This window comes from Nocardioides maradonensis (assembly GCF_054777115.1).
In genome coordinates, this window is record NZ_BAAHAZ010000009.1 from 169,372 (window position 1) to 190,837 (window position 21,466).

14 protein-coding genes are annotated in these 21,466 nt (G+C 71.2%); 1 reads left to right on the forward strand and 13 read right to left on the reverse strand.

What is annotated here, in order from left to right:
* The first annotated feature begins 51 nt into the window (after positions 1-51).
* Complete coding sequence (locus ACYVAQ_RS12890) at positions 52-2,343, forward strand: beta strand repeat-containing protein (RefSeq protein ID WP_460790099.1); 2,292 nt, start codon at positions 52-54, stop codon at positions 2,341-2,343.
* 7 nt (positions 2,344-2,350) lie between these two features.
* Here the strand turns inward: ACYVAQ_RS12890 and ACYVAQ_RS12895 are convergent, their stop codons facing one another.
* From ACYVAQ_RS12895 to ACYVAQ_RS12955, 13 genes are all read right to left on the reverse strand, one after another.
* A complete protein-coding gene (locus ACYVAQ_RS12895; RefSeq protein WP_460790102.1) occupies positions 2,351-3,298 on the reverse strand; it encodes a hypothetical protein in 948 nt (315 codons plus the stop codon).
* A complete protein-coding gene (locus ACYVAQ_RS12900) occupies positions 3,298-4,518 on the reverse strand; it encodes a class I SAM-dependent methyltransferase (protein WP_460790103.1) in 1,221 nt (406 codons plus the stop codon). The genes ACYVAQ_RS12895 and ACYVAQ_RS12900 overlap by 1 nt, the downstream gene beginning before the upstream one ends.
* An 82-nt stretch (positions 4,519-4,600) precedes the next feature.
* Positions 4,601-7,312 carry an FAD-binding and (Fe-S)-binding domain-containing protein gene (locus tag ACYVAQ_RS12905; protein ID WP_460790105.1) on the reverse strand — a complete coding sequence of 904 codons (2,712 nt, stop codon included), beginning with the start codon at positions 7,310-7,312 and terminating at the stop codon, positions 4,601-4,603.
* Complete coding sequence (locus ACYVAQ_RS12910) at positions 7,309-8,601, reverse strand: hydroxyacid-oxoacid transhydrogenase (protein WP_460790108.1); 1,293 nt, start codon at positions 8,599-8,601, stop codon at positions 7,309-7,311. The genes ACYVAQ_RS12905 and ACYVAQ_RS12910 overlap by 4 nt, the downstream gene beginning before the upstream one ends.
* Before the next feature lie 9 nt (positions 8,602-8,610).
* On the reverse strand, positions 8,611-9,483 hold the full coding sequence (locus ACYVAQ_RS12915) for an NUDIX domain-containing protein (protein ID WP_460790110.1): 873 nt from the start codon (positions 9,481-9,483) through the stop codon (positions 8,611-8,613).
* Positions 9,484-9,550: 67 nt separating this feature from the next.
* Entirely contained in the window at positions 9,551-10,813 is a 1,263-nt protein-coding gene (locus tag ACYVAQ_RS12920) for a geranylgeranyl reductase family protein (RefSeq protein ID WP_460790111.1), read from the reverse strand.
* A 53-nt stretch (positions 10,814-10,866) separates the two neighbouring features.
* The gene (locus ACYVAQ_RS12925) at positions 10,867-11,154 is read right to left on the reverse strand and encodes a hypothetical protein (RefSeq protein WP_460790113.1); all 288 of its coding nucleotides are present in this window, start codon (positions 11,152-11,154) and stop codon (positions 10,867-10,869) included.
* Between the two features lie 85 nt (positions 11,155-11,239).
* Entirely contained in the window at positions 11,240-11,752 is a 513-nt protein-coding gene (locus ACYVAQ_RS12930) for a DUF4232 domain-containing protein (RefSeq protein ID WP_460790115.1), read from the reverse strand.
* Entirely contained in the window at positions 11,749-12,063 is a 315-nt protein-coding gene (locus tag ACYVAQ_RS12935) for a 4a-hydroxytetrahydrobiopterin dehydratase (RefSeq protein WP_460790117.1), read from the reverse strand. The genes ACYVAQ_RS12930 and ACYVAQ_RS12935 overlap by 4 nt, the downstream gene beginning before the upstream one ends.
* Positions 12,064-12,248: 185 nt before the next feature.
* The gene (locus ACYVAQ_RS12940; protein ID WP_460790119.1) at positions 12,249-16,067 is read right to left on the reverse strand and encodes a DNA-directed RNA polymerase subunit beta'; all 3,819 of its coding nucleotides are present in this window, start codon (positions 16,065-16,067) and stop codon (positions 12,249-12,251) included.
* 126 nt (positions 16,068-16,193) lie between these two features.
* The gene (gene rpoB / locus ACYVAQ_RS12945) at positions 16,194-19,679 is read right to left on the reverse strand and encodes a DNA-directed RNA polymerase subunit beta (protein ID WP_460790121.1); all 3,486 of its coding nucleotides are present in this window, start codon (positions 19,677-19,679) and stop codon (positions 16,194-16,196) included.
* A gap of 222 nt (positions 19,680-19,901) precedes the next feature.
* Positions 19,902-20,822: a hypothetical protein gene (locus tag ACYVAQ_RS12950; protein WP_460790124.1), complete on the reverse strand. Its 921-nt coding sequence runs from the start codon at positions 20,820-20,822 to the stop codon at positions 19,902-19,904.
* Positions 20,819-21,457, reverse strand: coding sequence for a hypothetical protein (locus ACYVAQ_RS12955; protein WP_460790126.1), 639 nt, complete (start codon positions 21,455-21,457; stop codon positions 20,819-20,821). Before ACYVAQ_RS12955 ends, ACYVAQ_RS12950 begins: the two co-directional genes overlap by 4 nt.
* Between the last annotated feature and the right edge of the window lie 9 nt (positions 21,458-21,466).

Sequence of the window (21,466 nt, forward strand, 5' to 3'; positions counted from 1 at the left end):
CGCTTCCTAGCGTCGGAGCCATCCCATCGGCACGGCCTTCCCGAGGTTCCCATGCGCACATCCGTCCTCCGCGCGGCGCTCGTCGCCGCGGTCACCCTGTGCGGCACGACCGCCCTCACCGCCCTCCCGGCGTACGCCGCCGGCACGTCGTACAGCTGGATCGGCAGCGCGCAGAGCAGCGGCGGCGACAACCACTCGTGGACCGACCCGAAGAACTGGAGCCCGTCCGGGGTGCCGGGCACGGGTGACTCGGTCGCGATCGACGCGCCCGACGCGACCCACTGCACCGCGCACGTCGACGGCGTACCGGCGCTGACCCTGGCGAACCTCAGCCTGTCCGCCACCGGCTGCAGCAGCACGCTCGTCGGCGGCCCGCTCACCGTGACCGGCACGTTCACCTGGAACGGCGGCACGCTGCAGGCCGACACCACCCTGCTGGGCACCGGCACGGTCTCGGGCAGCAACGCGCACCTCAACGTGCTCTCCGCGAACCTCAGCGTCGGCGGCACGCTCACCCTGAGCGGCGTCGTGGACTCGGGCGCCTCGAACCAGGGCGGCCTGCGCATCGTCAACCCCGAGCAGCTGCACGTCCTCGCCGGCGGCACGCTCAGCTCGGTCGGCGGCAACGCGGTGCAGTTCCTCTCGTGCTGCCTGAACCCGGCACGGATCGTCAACGACGGCACGATCCAGGTCAGTGGCGGCGACCTCACCGTCCGCGCGGTCGCGATCGACCAGAACGGCACGCTCAGCACGGCCGCGGGGGCCGACCTGGTGGACGTCGGAGCGCCGGCGACGGCCGCCGGCGGGGCGTCGTACACGGGTGGTGGTGCGTGGCGGGTCGTCAACGGCGCCAAGCTCGCGCTCACCGGCACCCAGCACCTCGGCGCGGGCTTCCGGCTCCAGCTCGGGGACGGGCTGTCCGGCGCCGAGCTGGGTGGTACGGCGACGGTCACCGGCCCCGGCGTCCTGGACTGGGCCGGCGGCACGATCGAGGGCAACCTGACCGTCGACCACGGCACGACGCTGCGCGCGGTCGGCGCCGTACCGGGCAACGGCAAGCGCTTCCTGTCCGGCGACGACGGCCTCTCCGGCCACGTCCCCGCGACGCTGACGAACCACGGCACCACCACGTTCAGCCAGGGCGCCGGCGTGCTGACCGGCTTCGGCGCCAGGTTCGTCAACGCGAGCGACGGCGAGCTCGACCTCGACCCCGGCACCGTCGTCGCGACCCTCGGCTGCTGCGTCAACCCGAACAAGGTCGTCAACGCCGGTGGTCACGTCGTGGTCGGATCCGGTACGACGACCGACCCGGCCGTCCTCTCCGGCGTCGCCTACCAGGCCACCGGCGGCTCCACGACGATCGCCTCCGGTCGGGTGCTGCAGCTGGACCTCGCGCCGTCGTCCCTGAACGCCACGACCGTCACCGGCGGCGGCACGCTGCAGGTCGACGCGCCCACCGCCGTCAGCGGCACCTCGACCGTCGGCGCGGCGACGACCGTCGCCGTCGTACCCACCGGCTCGCTCGACGGCGCCGCGACGCTGACCGGCGCCGGCCGCACGACGTGGACCGGCGGCAGCCTCTCCGGCACCCTCACCCTCGCGACCGCCGGCGGAGTGCGGGTCAGCGGCCCGGACCCCAAGTACGTCGCCAACGTCGGCGGCGGATCGGTGCCGAGCAACGTCGTCGTCAGGGCCCCGCTCTCGCTCGCCGCGGGCACCGCGACCCACCACGACCTGATCGACGTCGGCCAGTCCACGCTGACCCTCGCCGGCACCACCACGCTCGCCGACCTCACCGAGCTCGACAACGGGCAGGTCCGCAACACCGGGCACCTGACCGTCGCGGCCGGCTCGACCGGGCACGTCCTGCGCGGCAACGGGGTGCTCGCCAGCACCGGCACGGTGAGCCTCAGCAGCGGGACGCTCAGCGCGCTGCTCACGATGACGGGGGGCTCGCTCGACGGCACCGGCACCCTCAGCGGCACCCTCACCAACACCGCCGGCACGGTGCGGCCGGCCGGTGGCGCGACCGGGACGCTGCACGTCACCGGGACCTACCAGCAGGGCAGCAGCGGGATCCTCGCCCTCGACCTGTCGGCGCACGGCCACGACGTCCTCGCGGTCACCGGTAGCACCCGGGTCCAGGGCTCGGTGCGGCCGCGCAACCTGTCCGGCTACCACCCGTCGGTCGGCGCGCGGGTCACCGTCGTACGGGCCGGCTCGCTGACGGCCGCCCCGTCCTGCGTCCGCACCTCCGGCAGCACGACCGGGCACTGGGTCCCGACGCACACCGGCACCGCGCTCACGCTGGTGTGGCGGGCGGGCCGGAGCTCAGGCTGCTGAGCGGGGCTCACCGGCGGATGCGTACGCCGATCCCGACGACCGCCGCGGCGGCCACGACCCCACCGGCCACCCAGGGCCACCACGGGGTCGGGTCGCCTGCGGGCGTCTGGGAACCCAGGCAGCACCGGCCGGGCCGGGCCGCCAGCGCCTGCCGCACCTGCGACGACAGGTGCAGCTCCAGCACCGGCGCGTGCACCCCCTCGGAGGACAGGTAGATCCGCCCGTCCGGCGCCACCGCGACACCCTCCCCCTGCCGCTGCCGCGGCAGGTCGATCCGGGCGACCTCGGTGAGGGCCGGCCAGGTGTAGATCACGGCCTGGCCGTAGTTGCGCAGGATCACGTGCTTGCCGTCGGGGAAGAACGCGCCGTCGGTGGCGATGCCGAGCACCGTCCGCCCGGCCGTCAGCCGGTTCACGCCGGCGCGCAGGTGCCGCGGGGCCGCGTAGATGCGCCCGATGAACTCCTTCGACACCACGAACAGCTGGCCCGTGACCGGGTTGCGCAGCAGCGTCTCCGCGTCGTGCGGACCGTCGGGGTAGACGAGCTCGTGGACCTCGCCCGGCACGGTCCGGTCCCCGCGGCCCACCGGCACCTTGGCCACGGTGATCGACGAGCGGGTGCTGAGGTTGTCGCCGGTGTCGCCCACCCAGACGTAACCGGGTCCCGCGGGCGCGAGCGACTCGTCATCGACGGCGTCGGCGTCCCAGTGCGTCACGCCCACCGTCGCGCAGGTGCGGGGGTCGACCGCGAACACCCGCGCGGAGTCGCCGGAGTCTTTCATCGTCACGAGCAGCCCGCCGGTGCGCACCAGCCCGCTCGACTCGGTGATCGCCGGGTCCTGGAAGCTGCAGACCTCCGTGCCCCCGGCCGGCCCCGCGTCCGACGCGCCGACGCAGGCCCCGACGAGGAACGGCGCGACGACGAGCCCGGCCGCGACCCGTTCGCGCCACCGCATCAGGCGTCGACCTCGAGGAGCTCGCCGAGCTTCGGGCGGATGCCCCAGGCGGCCGTCAGGTCGGCGTACTCCTGCAGTGCGGTGGGGTCGGCCTTGCCGCGGACCGCACGCAGCATCGTGTTGCGCGGCGTGTGCTGCGACTCGACGAACTGCACGACCTCCACCCGGTAGCCGCGCGAGCGCAGCAGCAGCGCGCGCAGCGCGTCGGTGAGCGTGTCCGCGAAGCGCTCGCGGAGGATGCCGTACCGCACCAGGGAGGAGTACGCCGGCGGCGGCGTCGCGCGCCGCAGCTGGGCCGCGATGTCGTGGTGGCAGCAGGGCGCGGCCAGGACGAGCGGGGCGTCCCACCCGACGGCGCGGGCGAGCGCCTCGTCGGTGGCGGTGTCGCAGGCGTGCAGCGCGAGCACCACGTCGGGATTCCCCTCGGTGGTCGAGCCGGTCGAGACCTCGGCCTCGCCGATGGTGCCGACGACGAACTCGGCGTCCATGCCGAGCTCGGCCGCGACGCGGCTGTTGTGGTCGCGCGACTGCTGCTTCACGTCGACGCCGATCAGCCGGACCGGCAGCCCGCGGACGTCGGCCAGGTACCGCTGGGCGGCGAAGGTCAGGTAGCCGTTGCCGCAGCCCAGGTCGACGATCCGCAGCGGGCGCTCGGCCGTCGGCCGACGGACCACCCCGGCGGCGATCGCGTCCTTGAGCGCGACGTCGAGCAGGCGCAGGAACTCCTCGACCTGGCGGTACTTCGCCTGCCGCGACGGCTTGATCCGCCCGTCGCGTCCGGCCAGCCCGAGCGCGGCGAAGACCGGGTCGTCGTCGGCGAGCAGCCGCTCCTTGTCCCGGTCGTGGCCGCGGTCGACCACCGCGCCCACGGTCGCACCAGAGCGGGCCAGCATCGGCTCGCCCTTCTTGGTGTACCTCAGCTGCAGGGTCGCTGCCGTGGTCTCGACGTGCCAGTTGCCGAACGGCTCCGCGAGCAGCCCGTCCACGGCCTCGGCGGCCGCCGGCCCGGCGGCGAAGTTGGCGGTGTGGGCCTGGGTGGCGTCGTACCGCACGACCTGGAGGTGGCGACCGGCCTTCAGGTCCACCCAGCGCAGCTCGACGCGACGGTGGTCGGGCGCCGGCATGCCGCGGCGGCGACCGGAGACGATCGCACGCACCAGGTGCTCGTCGTCGAGGACCGCCGTGCGGACCTCGACGATCGCGTCGGCCGGCGCGCTCATCGGTGCTGCAGCGCCGCGATCAGCACGATCAGCAGCAGCGCCACCAGTGCGACCGGGATGACGAGTCGGCGGTGGCGCGGGTTCACCCGGTCAGCCTAGTTGCGAGCAGCTCCGCGAGGTGCATCGACCGCACCGCTGCCAGGTCGTCCAGCTGGAGCGCGCAGGACATCCCGTCTGCGAGGACGACGGTCGTGGCGTCCGCGGCCAGCGCGGTCCGCACCGCCGGCAGCAGATGGGTCTCGGCGACCGCGATCGAGGTCTGGTAGTGCCCGCGCTCGACGCCGAAGTTGCCGGCGAGCCCGCAGCAGCCCGGCACCACCGTCACCGACGCACCGGCCCGCCGCAGCAGCGCGAGGTCGGCGTCCCAGCCCAGCACGGCGTGGTGGTGGCAGTGCGGCTGCGCGACCACGGTCGTGCCGGTCAGGTCCGGCAGCGGCAGGTCGAGCCGGGTGACGAGCTCGGCGAAGGTCACGAGCCCGGGCACCTCGTGCTCGCGCAGCTCCGCGAGGCAGGACGGCTCGAGGCCGAGGATCGGGCGGTCGGCGTACCTCCCCAGCACGGCGACGGCCCGCTCCCGGATCGCCTGGGCGGCGTCCAGCTGCCCGGTCGTCGTCCAGGTCAGGCCGCAGCACGCGTCCTCATCGATGACCCGGACCCGTACCCCGGAGGCCTCGAGGAAGGCGATCGCGGCCTGGGCCGGCGCCGTCCGGAAGTGGTCGGTGAACGAGTCCGCCCACACCCACACGTCCGGCCGCCTGCCGGCGGTTGAGTACGAGCGAGCGCCAGCGAGCGAGGTATCGAAACCACCCTCGCGAGACCACCGCCGCAACGTGACCGACGCGAACACCGGCAACGACCGCCGCTGGTCCACCCCCGCCACCGCCTTGGCGGCCCGCGCCACCGGCCCGACCCGCAGCGACGCGTTCGCGAGGCGTGCCACCGGCGCCGTCATCCGCGCCCACCGCGGCAGCCGTCCGAGCGTGTAGTGCGACCGCGGCCGCCGGCGCCCGCGGTAGGTCTCGTCCAGCACCTGCGCCTTGTACGCCGCCATGTCCACCCCCGTGGGGCAGTCCGACGCGCAGCCCTTGCACGACAGGCACAGGTCGAGCGCCTCGTGCACGGCCGGGTCGGCGAGACCGCCGGTCAGTCCGCCCGTCACCGCCTCCTGCAGCACCCGCGCGCGCCCCCGCGTGGAGTCCTTCTCCTCGCCGGAGGCCAGGTACGACGGGCACATCACGCCGTTCGTCGCCGGAGCCACGCACCGCCCGACACCGGTGCACCGGTGCACCTCGGCGCTCAGCAGCTCGAGACCTCCGACCACGGGCCGTGTCGGCCGCAGGTCCGCGTCGATGGGCGCCGGGTCGACGAGCACGCCCGGGTTGAGCTGCGCGGCGGGGTCGGCGGCGTGCTTGATCGCGGCGAACAGCGCGACCGACCGCTCGTCGTACATCAGGGGGAGCAGCTCAGAGCGCGCCCGGCCGTCCCCGTGCTCGCCGGACAACGACCCGCCGTACTCCCGGAGCCGGACCGCCGCGGCCTCCATGAACTCCCGGAACCGCCGGCCCCCGTCGGCGAAGTCGAAGTCGATCCGCGCGTGCACGCACCCGTCGCCGAAGTGGCCGTAGGGCACGGTCTCCAGCCCGTGCTCGGCGAGCAGCGCCTCGAAGTCGCGCAGCCAGGCACCCAGCGCGGCCGGAGGTACGGCGGCGTCCTCCCAACCCGAGTAGCCGGGTGTCGCGAGGCTCAGCGCCGCCAGCCCCGCACCGTCCTCGCGGATCCGCCACAGCGCGGCCGCCTCACCCGCGTCGGCGACCACCCGGTGCCCGAGCGCCCCGGACGCGGCCACCAGGCCCGGCAGCAGCTCCTCACGATCCGGGCCGCCCACCTCGACGAACAGCCACCCCGAGCCTCGCGGCAGCTCCGGGACCGCACGGCCCCGCCCTCGCACCAGCTCGACGATCCGCGAGTCCAGCCCCTCGCAGGCCACGAGCCGACCGAGAGCCAACAACCCCGGCACCGCGTCCGCCGCCTCCGCCATCGACGGGTAGCCGAGCACCAGCAGCGTCCGCTGCTCTTCCGGCACCAGCGCCACCGTCACCGTCCGCAGGACACCGAGCGTGCCCTCAGAACCCGCGTAGAACCTGGGGATCGACAGCTTCTCGGGCAGCAGGTGCTCGAGCGAGTAGCCGCTGACCTGCCGCGAGAACCGACCGAACGAGGTCCGCACGTGCCCCAGCTCGCCGGCCACCACGGCCGCCAGCCGGGCCTCGACCTCGGCGCCGGCGACCGACCGGTCGCCCCACAGCACGTCGGCGTCGACGACCGTGTCCGACGTCCGCCCGTAGCCGAGCGCCCGCGACCCACAGGCGTTGTTGCCGACCATCCCGCCGATCGTGCAGCGGGTGTGCGTGGACGGGTCCGGCCCGTACCTCAGCCCGTACGGCGCCGCAGCCGCCTGCAGCGCGGCGTGCACGACGCCCGGCTCGACCACGGCCGTGCGGGCGTCCGGGTCGATCGACAGCACCCGCGACAGCCGGCGGGTGTCGACCACCAGTCCGGGTCCGACCGCGTTGCCCGCGATGGAGGTGCCCGTGCCGCGCATCGTGACCGGTACCCCGGCAGCGGCCGCGAGGTCGAGGATCGGCTCCAGCTCGTCGCGGTGCCGCGGGCGCGCGACGGCGGCGGGCAGCACCCGGTAGAGCGAGGCGTCCGAGGAGTAGAGCGCCTTCGTCAGCGCCGAGTCGGACGCCTCGATCCCCGCGCGCGCCAGCTCGGCGAGCAGGTCAGCCGTCACCAGTGCTCCAGCGAGCCCCGGATCACCCCGGCGAGGTCGTCGCCGGTGACGGCCTTGGGAGCGGTGGCCAGCAGCCGCTGCTGCTTGAGCGCCCCGTCGACGAGGTCGTCGACGTCGTTCTCGCCGTACCCCACCTCGGCCAGCCCGTTGGGCAGCCCCAGGTTTTGCATCAGCGTGGTCAGCACCTGCGGCAGCACCTCCGGCCCCGAGCCCGTGGCGGCGGGGTCCAGCAGCCGCGCGGCGCGCAGGTGGCGCTCCGGCGCCGCGTCGAAGGTGAAGCGGAACGCCTCGGGCGCGGTCAGCGAGACGGCCATGCCGTGCGGCACGATCGGTCCGCCGGCCGCCGGGTAGTCGGGGGCGACGTACGAGCGCACCCGGCCGGCGATCGGGTAGGCGTTGGCGTGCGGGATGTGCACGCCCGCGTTGCCGAAGCCGAGGCCGGCGAAGGTCGCCGCCATCGCCATCTCCTCGCGCGCGAGCGCGACGTCCTCGTCACCGCCGGGCCGCACGGCACGCCGGAACGCGCCCGACAGCAGCCCGAGCGCCCTCTCCGACCACAGGTCCGCGATCGGGTTGGCGCCGCAGTAGGGCACCCGCTGCTGCGGCTCCTTGGCGTCCATCGACCCGAACCACCGGGCCGTGTAGCTCTCCAGCGCGTGGCACAGGATGTCCATCCCGGCAGCCGCCGTGACGCCCGCCGGCTGGGTCGCGGTCAGGTCCGGGTCGACGACGGCCAGCTTCGGTCGCAGCGCCGGGTGGCTGATCCCGGTCTTCACCTTCAACGCCAGCACGTCGAGCACACAGATCGTCGTCGACTCCGACCCCGTCCCGGTCGTGGTCGGCACGGCGACCAGCGGCAGCAACGGCACCGCCGGCGCCTGGGCCTTCCCGACCGGCGCGTTGATGTAGTCCATGAGCTCGCCGGGGTTGGTGACGAGCAGCGCCACGGCCTTGGCCGTGTCGATCGACGAGCCGCCGCCGACCGCCACGACCCCGTCGAACGGACCCTCGGAGCGGGCGAAGGAGATCGCCGCGTCCAGCGAGGCGTCCGTCGGCTCCACCCGTACGCCGTCGAACACGACCGCGTCCAGCCCGGACGCGGCCAACGACGCCCGCACGGTCTCCGCATGCCCCGCGGCGGCGACCCCCGGGTCGGTCACGACCAGCACCCGGTGGACACGTCGCTCCCGTCCGGTGACGAGCTGCGCGACGTCGTACCCGATCTCGCGGACGGCGCCGCGCCCGAACTTCAGGGCCGGCGCGGCATAGGTGAAGACGGTCTCTGACACGTTCGGAGACTAGTCGCCGGCCGCGGCGATGGCGTCCTTGACCGACCGGTAGACCGGCAGCCGGTCCGCCTTGATGTCCTCGAGCGGCACCCACGCGACCGCCTCGGTCGTGCCGCCCACCTCGACCACGCGCGGCTCACCGTCCTCGACGGTGGCCCGGTAGATCACGCCGATCGCGTGGAAGTCCTCCTGCCGCCCGTTCGGGGCGGTGCCGGTGAAGTGGTGGTCGAGCACGGTCAGCAGCGGCCCGGCCTCGCCCTTCAGCCCGGTCTCCTCGGCGAGCTCCCGCACCACCGTCTCCGCCGGCGACTCGCCGTGGTCGATCCCGCCGCCGGGCAGGTGCCACGTGCCCGGGTCGGGCGCGAGGTCGGAGGTCTTGGTGAGCAGCAGCGCGCCGTCGCGCACCACATAGGCGTACGCCGCCGCGCGCTGCCGCCGCTCGATCCGGTACGCCGCCAGCGCCTCACCCACCACGCCGACCGTCGGGACGACACCGGACAGCACGTCGGCGATCGGCTTCCACGCCGCCTCGGCGGTCGACCCGTCGACCTCCACGACGTGGGGCTCCGGCGAGTCGGCCGGCACCCAGCCCTCGTAGACGATGCGCACCGAGTGCGCGTCGACGCGCTTGCCGCGTCGCCAGGAGTCCTCGACGTGCTGGGAGAAGACGTGGGCGGTCTCGCCCACCGTGGCGTGCAGACCCGACTCCTCGTAGACCTCGCGCACCACCGCGTCGCGCGGGTCCTCGCCGTGGTCCACCCCGCCACCCGGCAGCGACCAGAGCTCGTTGCGGGTCACCTTCTCGGACAGCCGCGACAGCAGGATCTGGTCGCCGCGCACGATCACGGCGTACGCCGCCAGCCGCTGCATGCGTGGTGGCACCAGGTCACCTCCTGTTCCGACGGGGCCCGGATCCACCCTAGTGGTGAGCTGGTCCAGACCGGCGGAGTCAGTCGAACAGCGGCTGCTGCTCCCGCGCCAGGGAGTGTCGCCCGGCCCAGCGCCAGACCCGCGCGGCCCGGTCGCGGTCCTCATCGGTGACCAGGTTGCCCATCCAGCGCAGGGCCAGCGTCATCAGGAAGTCCGAGCGCATGCCGAGCGGGCCGAGCGCGGGCAGCACTCGTGGCACGGTCACCAGGGCCGCCGCCCGACGCGCGATCGAGAAGGCCTCGCCGTAGTGGTCGCGCAGCAGCGCCGGCCACACCACCGACAGGTCCGCCTCCGGCGACTCCACCATCGTCTCCGCGACGACCCGCCCCGTCTCCAGGCCGTAGTCGATCCCCTCGCCGTTGAGCGGGTTCACGCAGGCCGCCGCGTCACCGATCAGCGCCCAGTTGGGGCCGGCCACGTTCGACACCGCGCCGCCCATGGGCAGCAGCGCCGAGGTGGGCGCCCGCAGGGTGTCGCCGAGCCCGAAGGCGGCGCGCTGCTGGTCGGCGTACAGGCGCATCAGGGGCTTGATGGCGACGTCCGCGGGACGCTTGGCGGTCGCGAGCGTGCCGACACCGAGGTTCATCTCCCCCGCCGCAGCGCCGAGCGGGAACAACCAGCCGTAGCCGGACAGGATCTCGCCACGCTCGCCACGCAGCTCCAGGTGCGAGCTGATCCAGGGGTCGTCGGCCATCGTCGAGGTGACGTAGGAGCGCCCGGCGACGCCGTACACCGTGTCCCGGTGCCACTCCCGCCCGAGCAGCTTCCCGAGCGGTGACCGTACGCCGTCGGCGACGACCAGCCGCCGGCAGGCGACCTCGAAGCGCTCTCCCCCGCGTCCGCCGGTCTCGAAGGTCACCGTCGCGACCCGCCCACCCTCGAGCCGTACGTCGACCGCGCGGGCGCCGTCGATGCCGACCGCACCCGCCTTGATCGCGGTCGTGCGCAGGTGGTCGTCGAGCTCGGTGCGCGGGATCGCGCTGCCCCAGTCCGGCAGGTTCCCACCGGGCCACGGCAGGTGCAGCGTCTGCCGGAAGCCGTGGGCGCGGAGGCCCTGGTTCACGGTGTGCGCCCGCACCCAGTCGCGCAGGCCGAGCCGTTCGAGCTCGCCGATCGCGCGCGGCGTCAGGCCGTCACCGCAGGTCTTGTCGCGGGGGTAGACCGCCGCGTCCGCGAGCACCACGTCCAACCCGAGGCGGGCCGCCCACGCGGCGGCGGAGGCACCGGCCGGACCGGCCCCCACGACCAGGACGTCGGTGCTCTGCGGCTTCGGGGCGGTCACCCGCCCATCCTCTCAAATCGGCCGGATCGCCCCGCGCCGCGTCCGCCGTCGGCTCAGGCACCCTGCTCGGACGCCGGCGGGAACTTCTTCGGCGCGTCCTCGTAGCCCGGCTCGTCGGTGAACATCGCCTTCTCGACATCGAACTCCCGGCCGGTGTTGTCGACCTCGCTGTTCTCGGGCCGGCTCTCCGGCGCCAGCCGCTCCTTGCGGTCGCGCAGGATCTCCTCGACCGGGGACCCGTCGTACCCGATCCCGTCGGGCGGCGGGTTCTCCGACCGTCCACGCGCCATCGGCTCCGGCGCGTCCCCGACGTGCGGCTCGCGGTCGTCTGTCCCCGTCATCGCGCCTCCCTGTCCAGCAGAACGTCTGGGCCAAAGCGGGTCGGTACCCCGTTCGGCCCGGGACACACGCCCGGGCCGAACGCGATCAGGGACGCTGGTAGGCCGTGTGGCTCAGCAGGTGGACCGCGGTGTTGGAGCACGCGGTGCCGGCCTTCGCGATGAACTGCGACCGCGTCGAGTTCGGCACGTAGACGCGGAAGCCGTCCACGTGGACCGGCCGGCAGTAGCCGCGGTCGTAGGGTCCGGTGCTGGTCTGGGAGACCTTGCTGATCAGCCGCTGGCCGGGCTGCAGCACGTAGCTGCGCCAGGTGCCGACACGGTCCGCGGCGGCACCGACCTGGGTGCCGTTGCCGTGGCCGACGAAGGACAACCCACCGAAACCGCCCGTGGTGCAGGCGTGGTCGGACACGTTCTTCAACGACAGGTTCCAGAACGTGTGGCTCATCCCGGAGCCGTCGTAGTGGTAGCCGGCGTGCAGGTCGGCGTTGCGGCACTGCGCCACGGCGGGATCGTTGCCGCCGGCGTGCGCGGCGGCGGGGGCGAGCAGGGAGGACGCCGCGACGGCGGCACCGGCGACGAGGATCGAGAGCTTCTTCATGTCCTGTCTGATGCGGCGACGCCGAGCTCGGTTGCAAGCTCCGTCGTACGACGCGCCAGGTCGATGTCGCGCTGGGTGATCCCACCGGAGTCGTGGCTGGTCCACAGCACCGTCACGCTCGGGTAGGTCAGCGTGATGTCGGGGTGGTGGTCAGCCGTCTCGGCCTCGGCGCCCACCCGGTCGACCAGCCGCAGGCCGGTGGCGAAGTTGCGGGTCGCGAACGTCGCCACGAGCGCGTCCCCGTCGACCCGCCAGCCCTCGAGCCCGGCGTCGGCGATCTGGTCCTGGGTCAGCAGCGTCTTGGGGTCCATGCCTCCCACCCTGCCACCAGGGTCGTTGGTTGAGTAGCCGCGAGCGCCAGCGAGCGGCGTATCGAAACCAACGACCAATCGAGGAGACCGACTGGGCTTCGATACGCCGAAGGCCCCCGCGGAGCAAGCTCCACGGGGGCCTTCGTCTACTCAACCTGGTTCGTCACACCAGAACTTCGCTTCGCTCAGTTCTGGTACGAACCAAAGTCGAAGTCGTCCAGCGCGACTGCCTGACCGCCACCGAACTCGTAGTCGTAGGCCTCGTAGCCCGTGACGGCGTACGCCGCCTGGCGCGCCTCCTCGGTCGGCTCGACACGGATGTTGCGGTAGCGCTCCAGACCGGTGCCGGCCGGGATCAACTTGCCGATGATCACGTTCTCCTTCAGGCCGCGGAGGCTGTCGGAGCGGCCGTTGATCGCCGCGTCGGTGAGCACCCGGGTGGTCTCCTGGAAGGAGGCCGCCGAGAGCCACGACTCGGTGGCGAGCGAGGCCTTGGTGATGCCCATCAGCTCGGGACGACCCGAGGCCGGCTTGCCGCCCTCGGAGACGACGCGACGGTTCTCGGTCTCGAACTTGGTGCGGTCCACCAGGTCCGACGGGAGCAGGTTGGTCTCGCCCGACTCCAGCACGGTGATCCGGCGCAGCATCTGCCGCACGATGATCTCGATGTGCTTGGCGTGGATGGACACACCCTGGCTCTTGTACACGGCCTGGACCTCGTCGACCAGGTGCTGCTGGGTGGCGCGGACGCCGAGGATGCGCAGCACCTCCTTCGGGTCCTCGGTGCCGGCGGTGAGCTTCTGGCCGACCTCGATGTGGTCGCCGTCGGCCACCAGCAGCTTGGAGCGCCGCGACACCGGGACCTCGAGGACGTCGCTGCCGTCGTCGGGGGTGATGAGGACCTTGCGGGCCTTGTCGGTCTCCTCGATCTGCACCCGGCCGGACGCCTCCGAGATGGGCGCGAGGCCCTTCGGCGTACGGGCCTCGAACAGCTCGACGACGCGGGGCAGACCCTGCGTGATGTCGTCGGCCGACGCCACACCACCGGTGTGGAAGGTACGCATCGTCAGCTGCGTGCCCGGCTCACCGATGGACTGCGCGGCGATGATGCCGACCGCCTCACCGATGTCGACGAGCTTGCCGGTCGCGAGCGAACGGCCGTAGCACTTCGCGCAGGTACCGGTGACGGCCTCACAGGTGAGGACGGAGCGGACCTTGACCTCCTTCACGCCGGCCGCGAGCAGCTCGGCGATCTTGACGTCACCGAGGTCGTCACCGGCGCCGGCGAGGACCTCGCCGGTCTCCGGGTGGACGACCGCCTCGGCCGCAGTCCGGGCGTACGCCGTGGTCTCCACGTCCTCGGACGTGATGTCGACCAGGTGGCCGCGCTCGGTGCCGCAGTCCTCCTCGCGAATGATGACGTCCTGCGACACGTCGACCAGACGACGGGTCAGGTAGCCCGAGTCGGCCGTCCGCAGCGCGGTGTCGGCCAGACCCTTGCGGGCACCGTGGGTGGAGATGAAGTACTCCAGGACCGACAGACCCTCGCGGAAGTTGGCCTTGATCGGGCGCGGGATGATCTCGCCCTTCGGGTTGGCCACCAGGCCACGCATGGCGCCGACCTGACCGATCTGGTTGAAGTTACCCGAGGCACCCGAGTTGACCTGCATGTAGATCGGGTTGGTCGGGGCGTCCGCGAACGCGTCGCGCATCGCCTTGCCGACCGTGGCGCTGGCCTCGGTCCAGATCTCGATGAGCTCCTGGCGGCGCTCCTCGTCGGTGACCAGACCGCGCTCGAACTGCTTCTGGATCTTCGCGGCCTTGTTCTCGAACTCGAGCAGGATCTCGGGCTTGTTCGCCGGGGTGATGACGTCGTCGATCGACACCGTCACGCCCGAGCGGGTCGCCCAGTAGAAGCCGTTGTCCTTCAGCGCGTCCAGCGACGCCGCCACGACCACCTTGCTGTAGCGCTCGGCGAGGTCGTTGACGATCGCGCCGAGGCGCTTCTTGCCGACCTCCTCGTTCACGTACGGGTAGTCGGCCGGCAGCGCGTCGTTGAAGATCGAGCGACCCAGCGTCGTCGTCTCCTCGCCCACGGGAGCACCCACCACGTCGTCGCCGAGACGGATGTGGATCGGGCTCTGCAGGGTGATCTCGCCCCGGTCGAAGGCCATGATGGCCTCGGCCTGCGACGAGAAGTGGCGGCCGGCGCCGGGCTGGTCGGCCCGGTCGGACGTGAGGAAGAACAGGCCGATGATCATGTCCTGGGTCGGCATGGTCACCGGACGGCCGTCCGACGGCTTGAGGATGTTGTTCGTCGACAGCATCAGGATCCGAGCCTCGGCCTGCGCCTCGGCGGACAGCGGCAGGTGCACCGCCATCTGGTCACCGTCGAAGTCGGCGTTGAACGCGGTGCAGACGAGCGGGTGCAGCTGGATGGCCTTGCCCTCGACCAGCTGCGGCTCGAACGCCTGGATGCCGAGCCGGTGCAGCGTGGGCGCACGGTTCAGCAGCACCGGGTGCTCGGCGATGACCTCTTCGAGGACGTCCCAGACCTCGCGACGGGCGCCACGCTCGACCATCCGCTTGGCGGACTTGATGTTCTGGGCGTGGCTCAGGTCGACCAGGCGCTTCATGACGAAGGGCTTGAACAGCTCGATCGCCATCTGCTTGGGCAGACCGCACTGGTGCAGCTTGAGCTGCGGACCCGACACGATGACCGAACGACCCGAGTAGTCGACGCGCTTGCCGAGCAGGTTCTGGCGGAAGCGACCCTGCTTGCCCTTGAGCATGTCGGACAGCGACTTCAACGGCCGGTTGCCCGGGCCGGTGACGGGACGACCACGGCGGCCGTTGTCGAACAGCGAGTCGACGGCCTCCTGGAGCATCCGCTTCTCGTTGTTGACGATGATCTCCGGCGCACCGAGGTCGAGCAGTCGCTTGAGCCGGTTGTTGCGGTTGATCACGCGGCGGTACAGGTCGTTCAGGTCGGAGGTGGCGAAGCGGCCACCGTCGAGCTGGACCATCGGGCGCAGGTCCGGCGGGATGACCGGGACGGCGTCGAGCACCATGCCGATCGGCTTGTTGCCGGTCTTGCGGAACGCGTCGACGACCTTGAGCCGCTTGAGGGCGCGGACCTTGCGCTGGCCCTTGCCCGTCGCGATGATCTCGCGCAGGTTCTCGACCTCGGCGTCGATGTCGAAGTCCTGGAGGCGCTTCTGGATCGCCGTGGCGCCCATGTGACCCTCGAAGTACTTGCCGAACCACGTCTTCATCTCGCGGTAGAGCACCTCGTCGCCCATCAGGTCCTGGACCTTGAGGTTCTTGAAGGTGTCCCACACCTCCTCGAGACGGTTGAGCTCGGTCTCGTAGCGCTTGCGGATCTGGTTCATCTCGCGCTCGGCGGAGTCCTTGACCTTGCGCTTCTGGTCGGCCTTGGCACCCTCGGCCTCGAGGGCCGCGAGGTCCTCCTCCAGCTTCTTGGAGCGGTCGTTGATGGTGTTGGCCAGCCGGTCCTCGACGGACTTGCGCTGCAGACCGACCTTCGACTCGAGCGAGGACAGGTCGCGGTGACGCGCCTCCTCGTCGACCGAGGTGATCATGTACGCCGCGAAGTAGATGACCTTCTCCAGGTCCTTCGGGGCGAGGTCGAGCAGGTAGCCCAGGCGCGACGGGACGCCCTTGAAGTACCAGATGTGGGTCACCGGAGCGGCGAGCTCGATGTGGCCCATGCGCTCACGGCGCACCTTGGAGCGCGTGACCTCGACGCCACACCGCTCGCAGATGATGCCCTTGAAGCGCACGCGCTTGTACTTGCCGCAGTAGCACTCCCAGTCCCGAGTGGGACCGAAGATCTTCTCGCAGAAGAGGCCGTCACGCTCCGGCTTGAGCGTGCGGTAGTTGATGGTCTCCGGCTTCTTGACCTCGCCGTGGCTCCACTGACGGATCTCGTCCGCGGTGGCCAGGCCGATCTGAAGCTGGTCGAAGAAGTTAACGTCGAGCACTTTGGCTGCTGTCCTTCGTTTGGTTCGAAAAGGTGAGGCTGGGGACTGACGGGATGGACGCGCTTCGCGCGGCTACTTGCCTGTTCCGGGAGGACAGGCGCTCGCTGCGCTCGCGCGTCCTCCCGGTCAGACTTCTTCGACCGACGGGTTCTCGCGCCGCGAGAGGTCGATGCCGAGCTCCTCGGCGGCGCGGAAGACGTCCTCGTCCGCGTCGCGCATCTCGATGGCGGTGCCGTCCTGCGACAGGACCTCCACGTTGAGGCAGAGCGACTGCATCTCCTTGATGAGGACCTTGAACGACTCGGGGATGCCGGAGTCGGGGATGTTCTCGCCCTTGACGATCGCCTCGTAGACCTTGACGCGACCCGGCACGTCGTCGGACTTGATCGTGAGCAGCTCCTGCAGGGCGTAGGCGGCGCCGTACGCCTCCATCGCCCAGACCTCCATCTCACCGAAGCGCTGGCCACCGAACTGGGCCTTACCGCCGAGCGGCTGCTGGGTGATCATGGAGTACGGACCGGTCGAGCGCGCGTGGATCTTGTCGTCGACCAGGTGGTGGAGCTTGAGGATGTACATGTAGCCCACCGACACGGGCTCCTTGAACGGCTCACCGGAGCGACCGTCGAACAGGTGCGCCTTGCCGTCCTCCTTGATCATCCGCTCACCGTCACGGTTGGGGAGCGTCTGACCGAGCAGGCCGATGATCTCGTCCTCGCGGGCACCGTCGAAGACCGGCGTGGCGACCTTCGTGTTCGGCTCGGCCTTGTCGGCGCCGATGGCGGTGAGCCGCTTGGCCCACTCCTCGTCCTGCACGTCGGCACCGAGGTGCCAACCCTGCTTGCCGAGCCAGCCGAGGTGGAGCTCGAGGATCTGACCGATGTTCATGCGTCGCGGAACACCGAGCGGGTTCAGGATCACGTCGACCGGGGTGCCGTCATCCATGAACGGCATGTCCTCGATCGGCAGGATCTTGGCGATGACGCCCTTGTTGCCGTGACGGCCGGCGAGCTTGTCACCCACGGAGATCTTGCGCTTCTGGGCGACGTAGACCCGCACCAGCTGGTTGACACCCGGCGGCAGCTCGTCGCCGTCCTCGCGGTCGAAGACCCGGACGCCGATGACCGTGCCGGACTCACCGTGCGGCACCTTCATCGAGGTGTCGCGGACCTCGCGCGCCTTCTCACCGAAGATCGCGCGGAGCAGCCGCTCCTCGGGCGTCAGCTCGGTCTCGCCCTTCGGGGTGACCTTGCCGACCAGGATGTCGCCGGTGTTGACCTCGGCACCGATGCGGATGATGCCGCGCTCGTCGAGGTCGGCCAGCATCTCGTCGGAGACGTTCGGGATGTCCCGGGTGATCTCCTCCGGACCCAGCTTGGTGTCGCGGGCGTCGACCTCGTGCTCCTCGATGTGGATCGAGGTGAGGACGTCCTCCTGCACGAGGCGCTGCGACAGGATGATCGCGTCCTCGTAGTTGTGGCCCTCCCACGGCATGAAGGCGACGAGCAGGTTGGTGCCCAGCGCCATCTCGGCCTGGTCGGTGCACGGACCGTCGGCGATCGGGCTGCCGACCTCGACCCGGTCACCCACGCTGACCAGCGGACGCTGGTTGATGCAGGTGCCCTGGTTGGAGCGGCTGAACTTCTGCAGGCGGTAGCTGCTGTAGCTGCCGTCGTCGTTCATCGTCTCGACCAGGTCGGCCGAGACGGCCTTCACGACACCGGCGGCGTCGGCCGTGACCACGTCACCGGCGTCGACCGCGGCGCGGTACTCGATGCCGGTGCCGACGATCGGGCTGTCGCTCTTGATCAGCGGAACGGCCTGACGCTGCATGTTCGCGCCCATGAGTGCGCGGTTGGCGTCGTCGTGCTCGAGGAACGGGATCAGCGCGGTCGCGACCGACACCATCTGGCGCGGCGAGACGTCCATGTAGTCCACGTCGTCCGCGTCGACTTCGCCGACCTCGCCGAAGCGCTGGCGGACCAGCACCTTGGGCTCGACGAACTTGCCGTTGGTGTCGAGCGCGGCGTTCGCCTGCGCGATGACGTAGCGGTCCTCGTCGTCAGCGGTCAGGTAGTCGATGCGGTCGGTGACCTGGCCACCCTCGACCTTGCGGTACGGCGTCTCGACGAAGCCGAACGGGTTGATCCGTCCGTACGACGCGAGCGAGCCGATCAGACCGATGTTCGGGCCTTCGGGGGTCTCGATCGGGCACATGCGGCCGTAGTGCGACGGGTGGACGTCACGGACCTCCATGCCGGCGCGGTCGCGGGAGAGACCACCCGGGCCCAGCGCCGAGAGGCGGCGCTTGTGGGTCAGACCCGAGATCGGGTTGGTCTGGTCCATGAACTGCGAGAGCTGCGAGGTGCCGAAGAACTCCTTCAGCGCCGCGACGACCGGGCGGATGTTGATCAGCGACTGCGGCGTGATCGCCTCGACGTCCTGGGTGGTCATCCGCTCACGGACCACGCGCTCCATGCGCGCCAGGCCGGTGCGCATCTGGTTCTGGATCAGCTCGCCGACCGTGCGCATGCGACGGTTGCCGAAGTGGTCGATGTCGTCCGCACCGATCTCGAAGACCTCGCCGTTGGCGTCGGTCAGCTCGGTGCGACCGTCGTGCAGCGCGACGAGGTAGCGGATGGTCGCGACCATGTCCGCGATCGTCTGGGTCTGCTGGTCGAACGCCTCGTGCTGGCCGAGCTTCTTGTTGATCTTGTACCGACCGACCTTGGCCAGGTCGTAGCGCTTCGGGTTGAAGTAGTAGTTCTTCAGCAGCGTCAGCGCGGCCTCACGCGTCGGCGGCTCGCCCGGGCGGAGCTTGCGGTAGATGTCCAGCAGGGCGTCGTCCGGACCCTGGGTGTTGTCCTTCTCCTCCGTCAGCTGGATCGACTCGTACTGACGCAGGTCGGCCATGACGGCCTCGTAGTCGTAGGCCTCGCCGGTGTCCTCGGCGACGGCCTGCAGGGCCTTGAGCAGGACGGTGACGTTCTGCTTGCGCTTGCGGTCGAGGCGTACGCCGACCATGTCGCGCTTGTCGATCTCGAACTCGAGCCAGGCGCCACGGCTCGGGATGAGCTTCGCGGTGAAGATGTCCTTGTCCGAGGTCTTGTCGGCGGTGCGCTCGAAGTAGACGCCCGGGCTGCGGACCAGCTGGGAGACGACGACACGCTCGGTGCCGTTGATGACGAAGGTGCCCTTCGGGGTCATGAGCGGGAAGTCGCCCATGAAGACGGTCTGGCCCTTGATCTCACCGGTCTCGTTGTTGGTGAACTCCGCAGAGACGTAGAGGGGTGCGGAGTAGGTGAGGTCCTTCTCCTTGCACTCGTCCACGGTGTACTTCGGGTCGTAGAAGACCGGGTTCTCGAACGAGAGCGACATGGTCTCGGAGAAGTCCTCGATCGGCGAGATCTCCTCGAAGATCTCGGTCAGACCGGACTTGTCGGAGACGTCCTCACCGGCGGCACGGCGGGCGGCGACCCGCTCGGCGTGGGCCTCGTTGCCGATCAGCCAGTCGAAGCTGTCGGTCTGGAGCGCCAGGAGCTTCGGGAGCTCCATCGGTTCGTTGATCTTCGCGAAAGAGATGCGGGGCTTACCGGGAGTGGTGCGCGCGGCCAAGAGTTGTCCTTCGACGGTAACGCTGTGCGAGAGCGCCGATCCACCACAACTTCAGCCACCGGGCAGGCAGAAGAGCATTTGAGGGCAGGCGCAAAGCGCCACGATAGCCTAAACGTGGGCGCAAGACAAATCAGGCCTCGCAATTCACCACGACGCTGCGTAGAGCATGCTCGCGTCGAGCGCTCAGGTCAAGCACCGCGGGCGGCAGGCCGCCCGGAAAGGTCAGGAGCAGGCCGTGTCGGTGCACACGTTCTCGACCCGCCAGGAGCCCGTCGACGGGTCCTTGTCGAGCACGAACGTCGCCCACATCTTGAGCGTGAACGGGGCCGTCGCGGCCTTGCGGACGTCCTGGTCGATGAAGGCGAGCACGACGGCCCGCGTCCCGTCGTCAGAGATCCGGGTGAGCCCGGTGCCTGGCGCGTCGGCGGGCGTGTGCGAGGTGACGACAGCCTTCTGCTGCTCGACCTGCGGACCGATGGCCTTCCACCCACGCTGGTACTTCGCCGCCTCGGCGGGGGTCATGTAGCCCTCGAACGTGGCGAGGTCGGAGTGCCAGGTGCGGTAGTCGTAGGACATCGCAGGCACCAGCGTGTCCGACACGAACTGCTCCACGGAGGACTGCTCGGCCGCCAGCTGCGCGCTGTCCTGGCTGCTCGACCCGTCGCCGACGCCCGGGCGGGTCAGCACCCACACGGCCAGCACGACCGCGAGCAGGGCGAGCACCCCGGCGGTCAGCAGCGCCCACGTGCGGGGTCCGGCGCCGGCGGACTCGGCTTCCCCAGCGGTGTCGTCGGTGTCCGCGGTGTCGTCGTCGGCCGCGGTGTCGTCGTCGGCCGCGGTGTCCACCGTCGCGGGAGCGACCGCCCCGGCGCTGGACGAGCGCCTCTCCGGCTTGGTCGCCGGCACCGGCTCCGGCTCGGGAGCGGGCTCCTCCGCGGCAGAGCTCGCGCGCGCGGACGCCAGCTCCTCGTCGTACGCCGCACGCTTGGCCGGGTCCAGCAGCACCCCGGCCGCGTCGTTGAACGCGCGGAAGCGGCGGTCGCCCGGCTCCAGGTCGGCGATGGCCGTCTTCCAGGCGGCACGGACCTCGTCGGCCGACGCGGCCTCGTCGACGTCGAGGAGGTCGTAGAGGTTCAGGCTCACGATCCGTTCCCCGTTCCCGGGCCGGACAGGCTCGGCGCCGACGACGGCAGCTGGCCGCCGCCCGTCGTCCCGCCGGACTCACCGAGCGGCGGCAGCCCGTCGTCGATGTCGTCGAGATCGTCGACCAGCCAGCGGCCGTCCTGCTTCACCAGCGAGACCGCGTAGCGGAAGCGCTCCGGGTCGAACTGGAGCCAGGTGCCCTTCTGCTTCGGGTTCGGGTAGGCGAACTTCGCGACGCCCGCGACGATGACGGTCGCATGGTCGGCGTCGATGTCGGAGACACCCGCGCCGTACACGGTCGCACTGCGCCGGATCTTGTTCTGCTTGACGGTCGCCTCGGCGTACCCGACGTTCTTGGTGAACACCCCGGCGAACTTCGAGGTCATCTCCGCGCTGAGCCCCTCGTAGGCCGGCATGGTGCCGTCCTTCGCGAGCATCTGCGGACCGTAGGTGTTGAACCGGGTCACGAAGTCCTGGCCGACCCCGAGCGCCTGCTCGCGGGCCAGCGTGGCGCTGTCGACGGCGGCCTGCGGGTGACGCAGCGAGTCGAGCTTGGCCGACAGGCTTCCGCCGTCCTGGCGCAGGACGGCCACGACCGAGACGGCGAGCGCGACCACGACGAGGCCGACCAGCACCCCGAGGAC

Coding starts and splice junctions, on each gene's coding strand:
- ACYVAQ_RS12890 (WP_460790099.1), top strand. CDS start 52: ATGCGCACATCCGTCCTCCGCGCGGCGCTCGTCGCCGCGGTCACCCTG.
- ACYVAQ_RS12895 (WP_460790102.1), bottom strand. CDS start 3,298: ATGCGGTGGCGCGAACGGGTCGCGGCCGGGCTCGTCGTCGCGCCGTTC.
- ACYVAQ_RS12900 (WP_460790103.1), bottom strand. CDS start 4,518: ATGAGCGCGCCGGCCGACGCGATCGTCGAGGTCCGCACGGCGGTCCTC.
- ACYVAQ_RS12925 (WP_460790113.1), bottom strand. CDS start 11,154: ATGACGGGGACAGACGACCGCGAGCCGCACGTCGGGGACGCGCCGGAG.
- ACYVAQ_RS12930 (WP_460790115.1), bottom strand. CDS start 11,752: ATGAAGAAGCTCTCGATCCTCGTCGCCGGTGCCGCCGTCGCGGCGTCC.
- ACYVAQ_RS12935 (WP_460790117.1), bottom strand. CDS start 12,063: ATGGACCCCAAGACGCTGCTGACCCAGGACCAGATCGCCGACGCCGGG.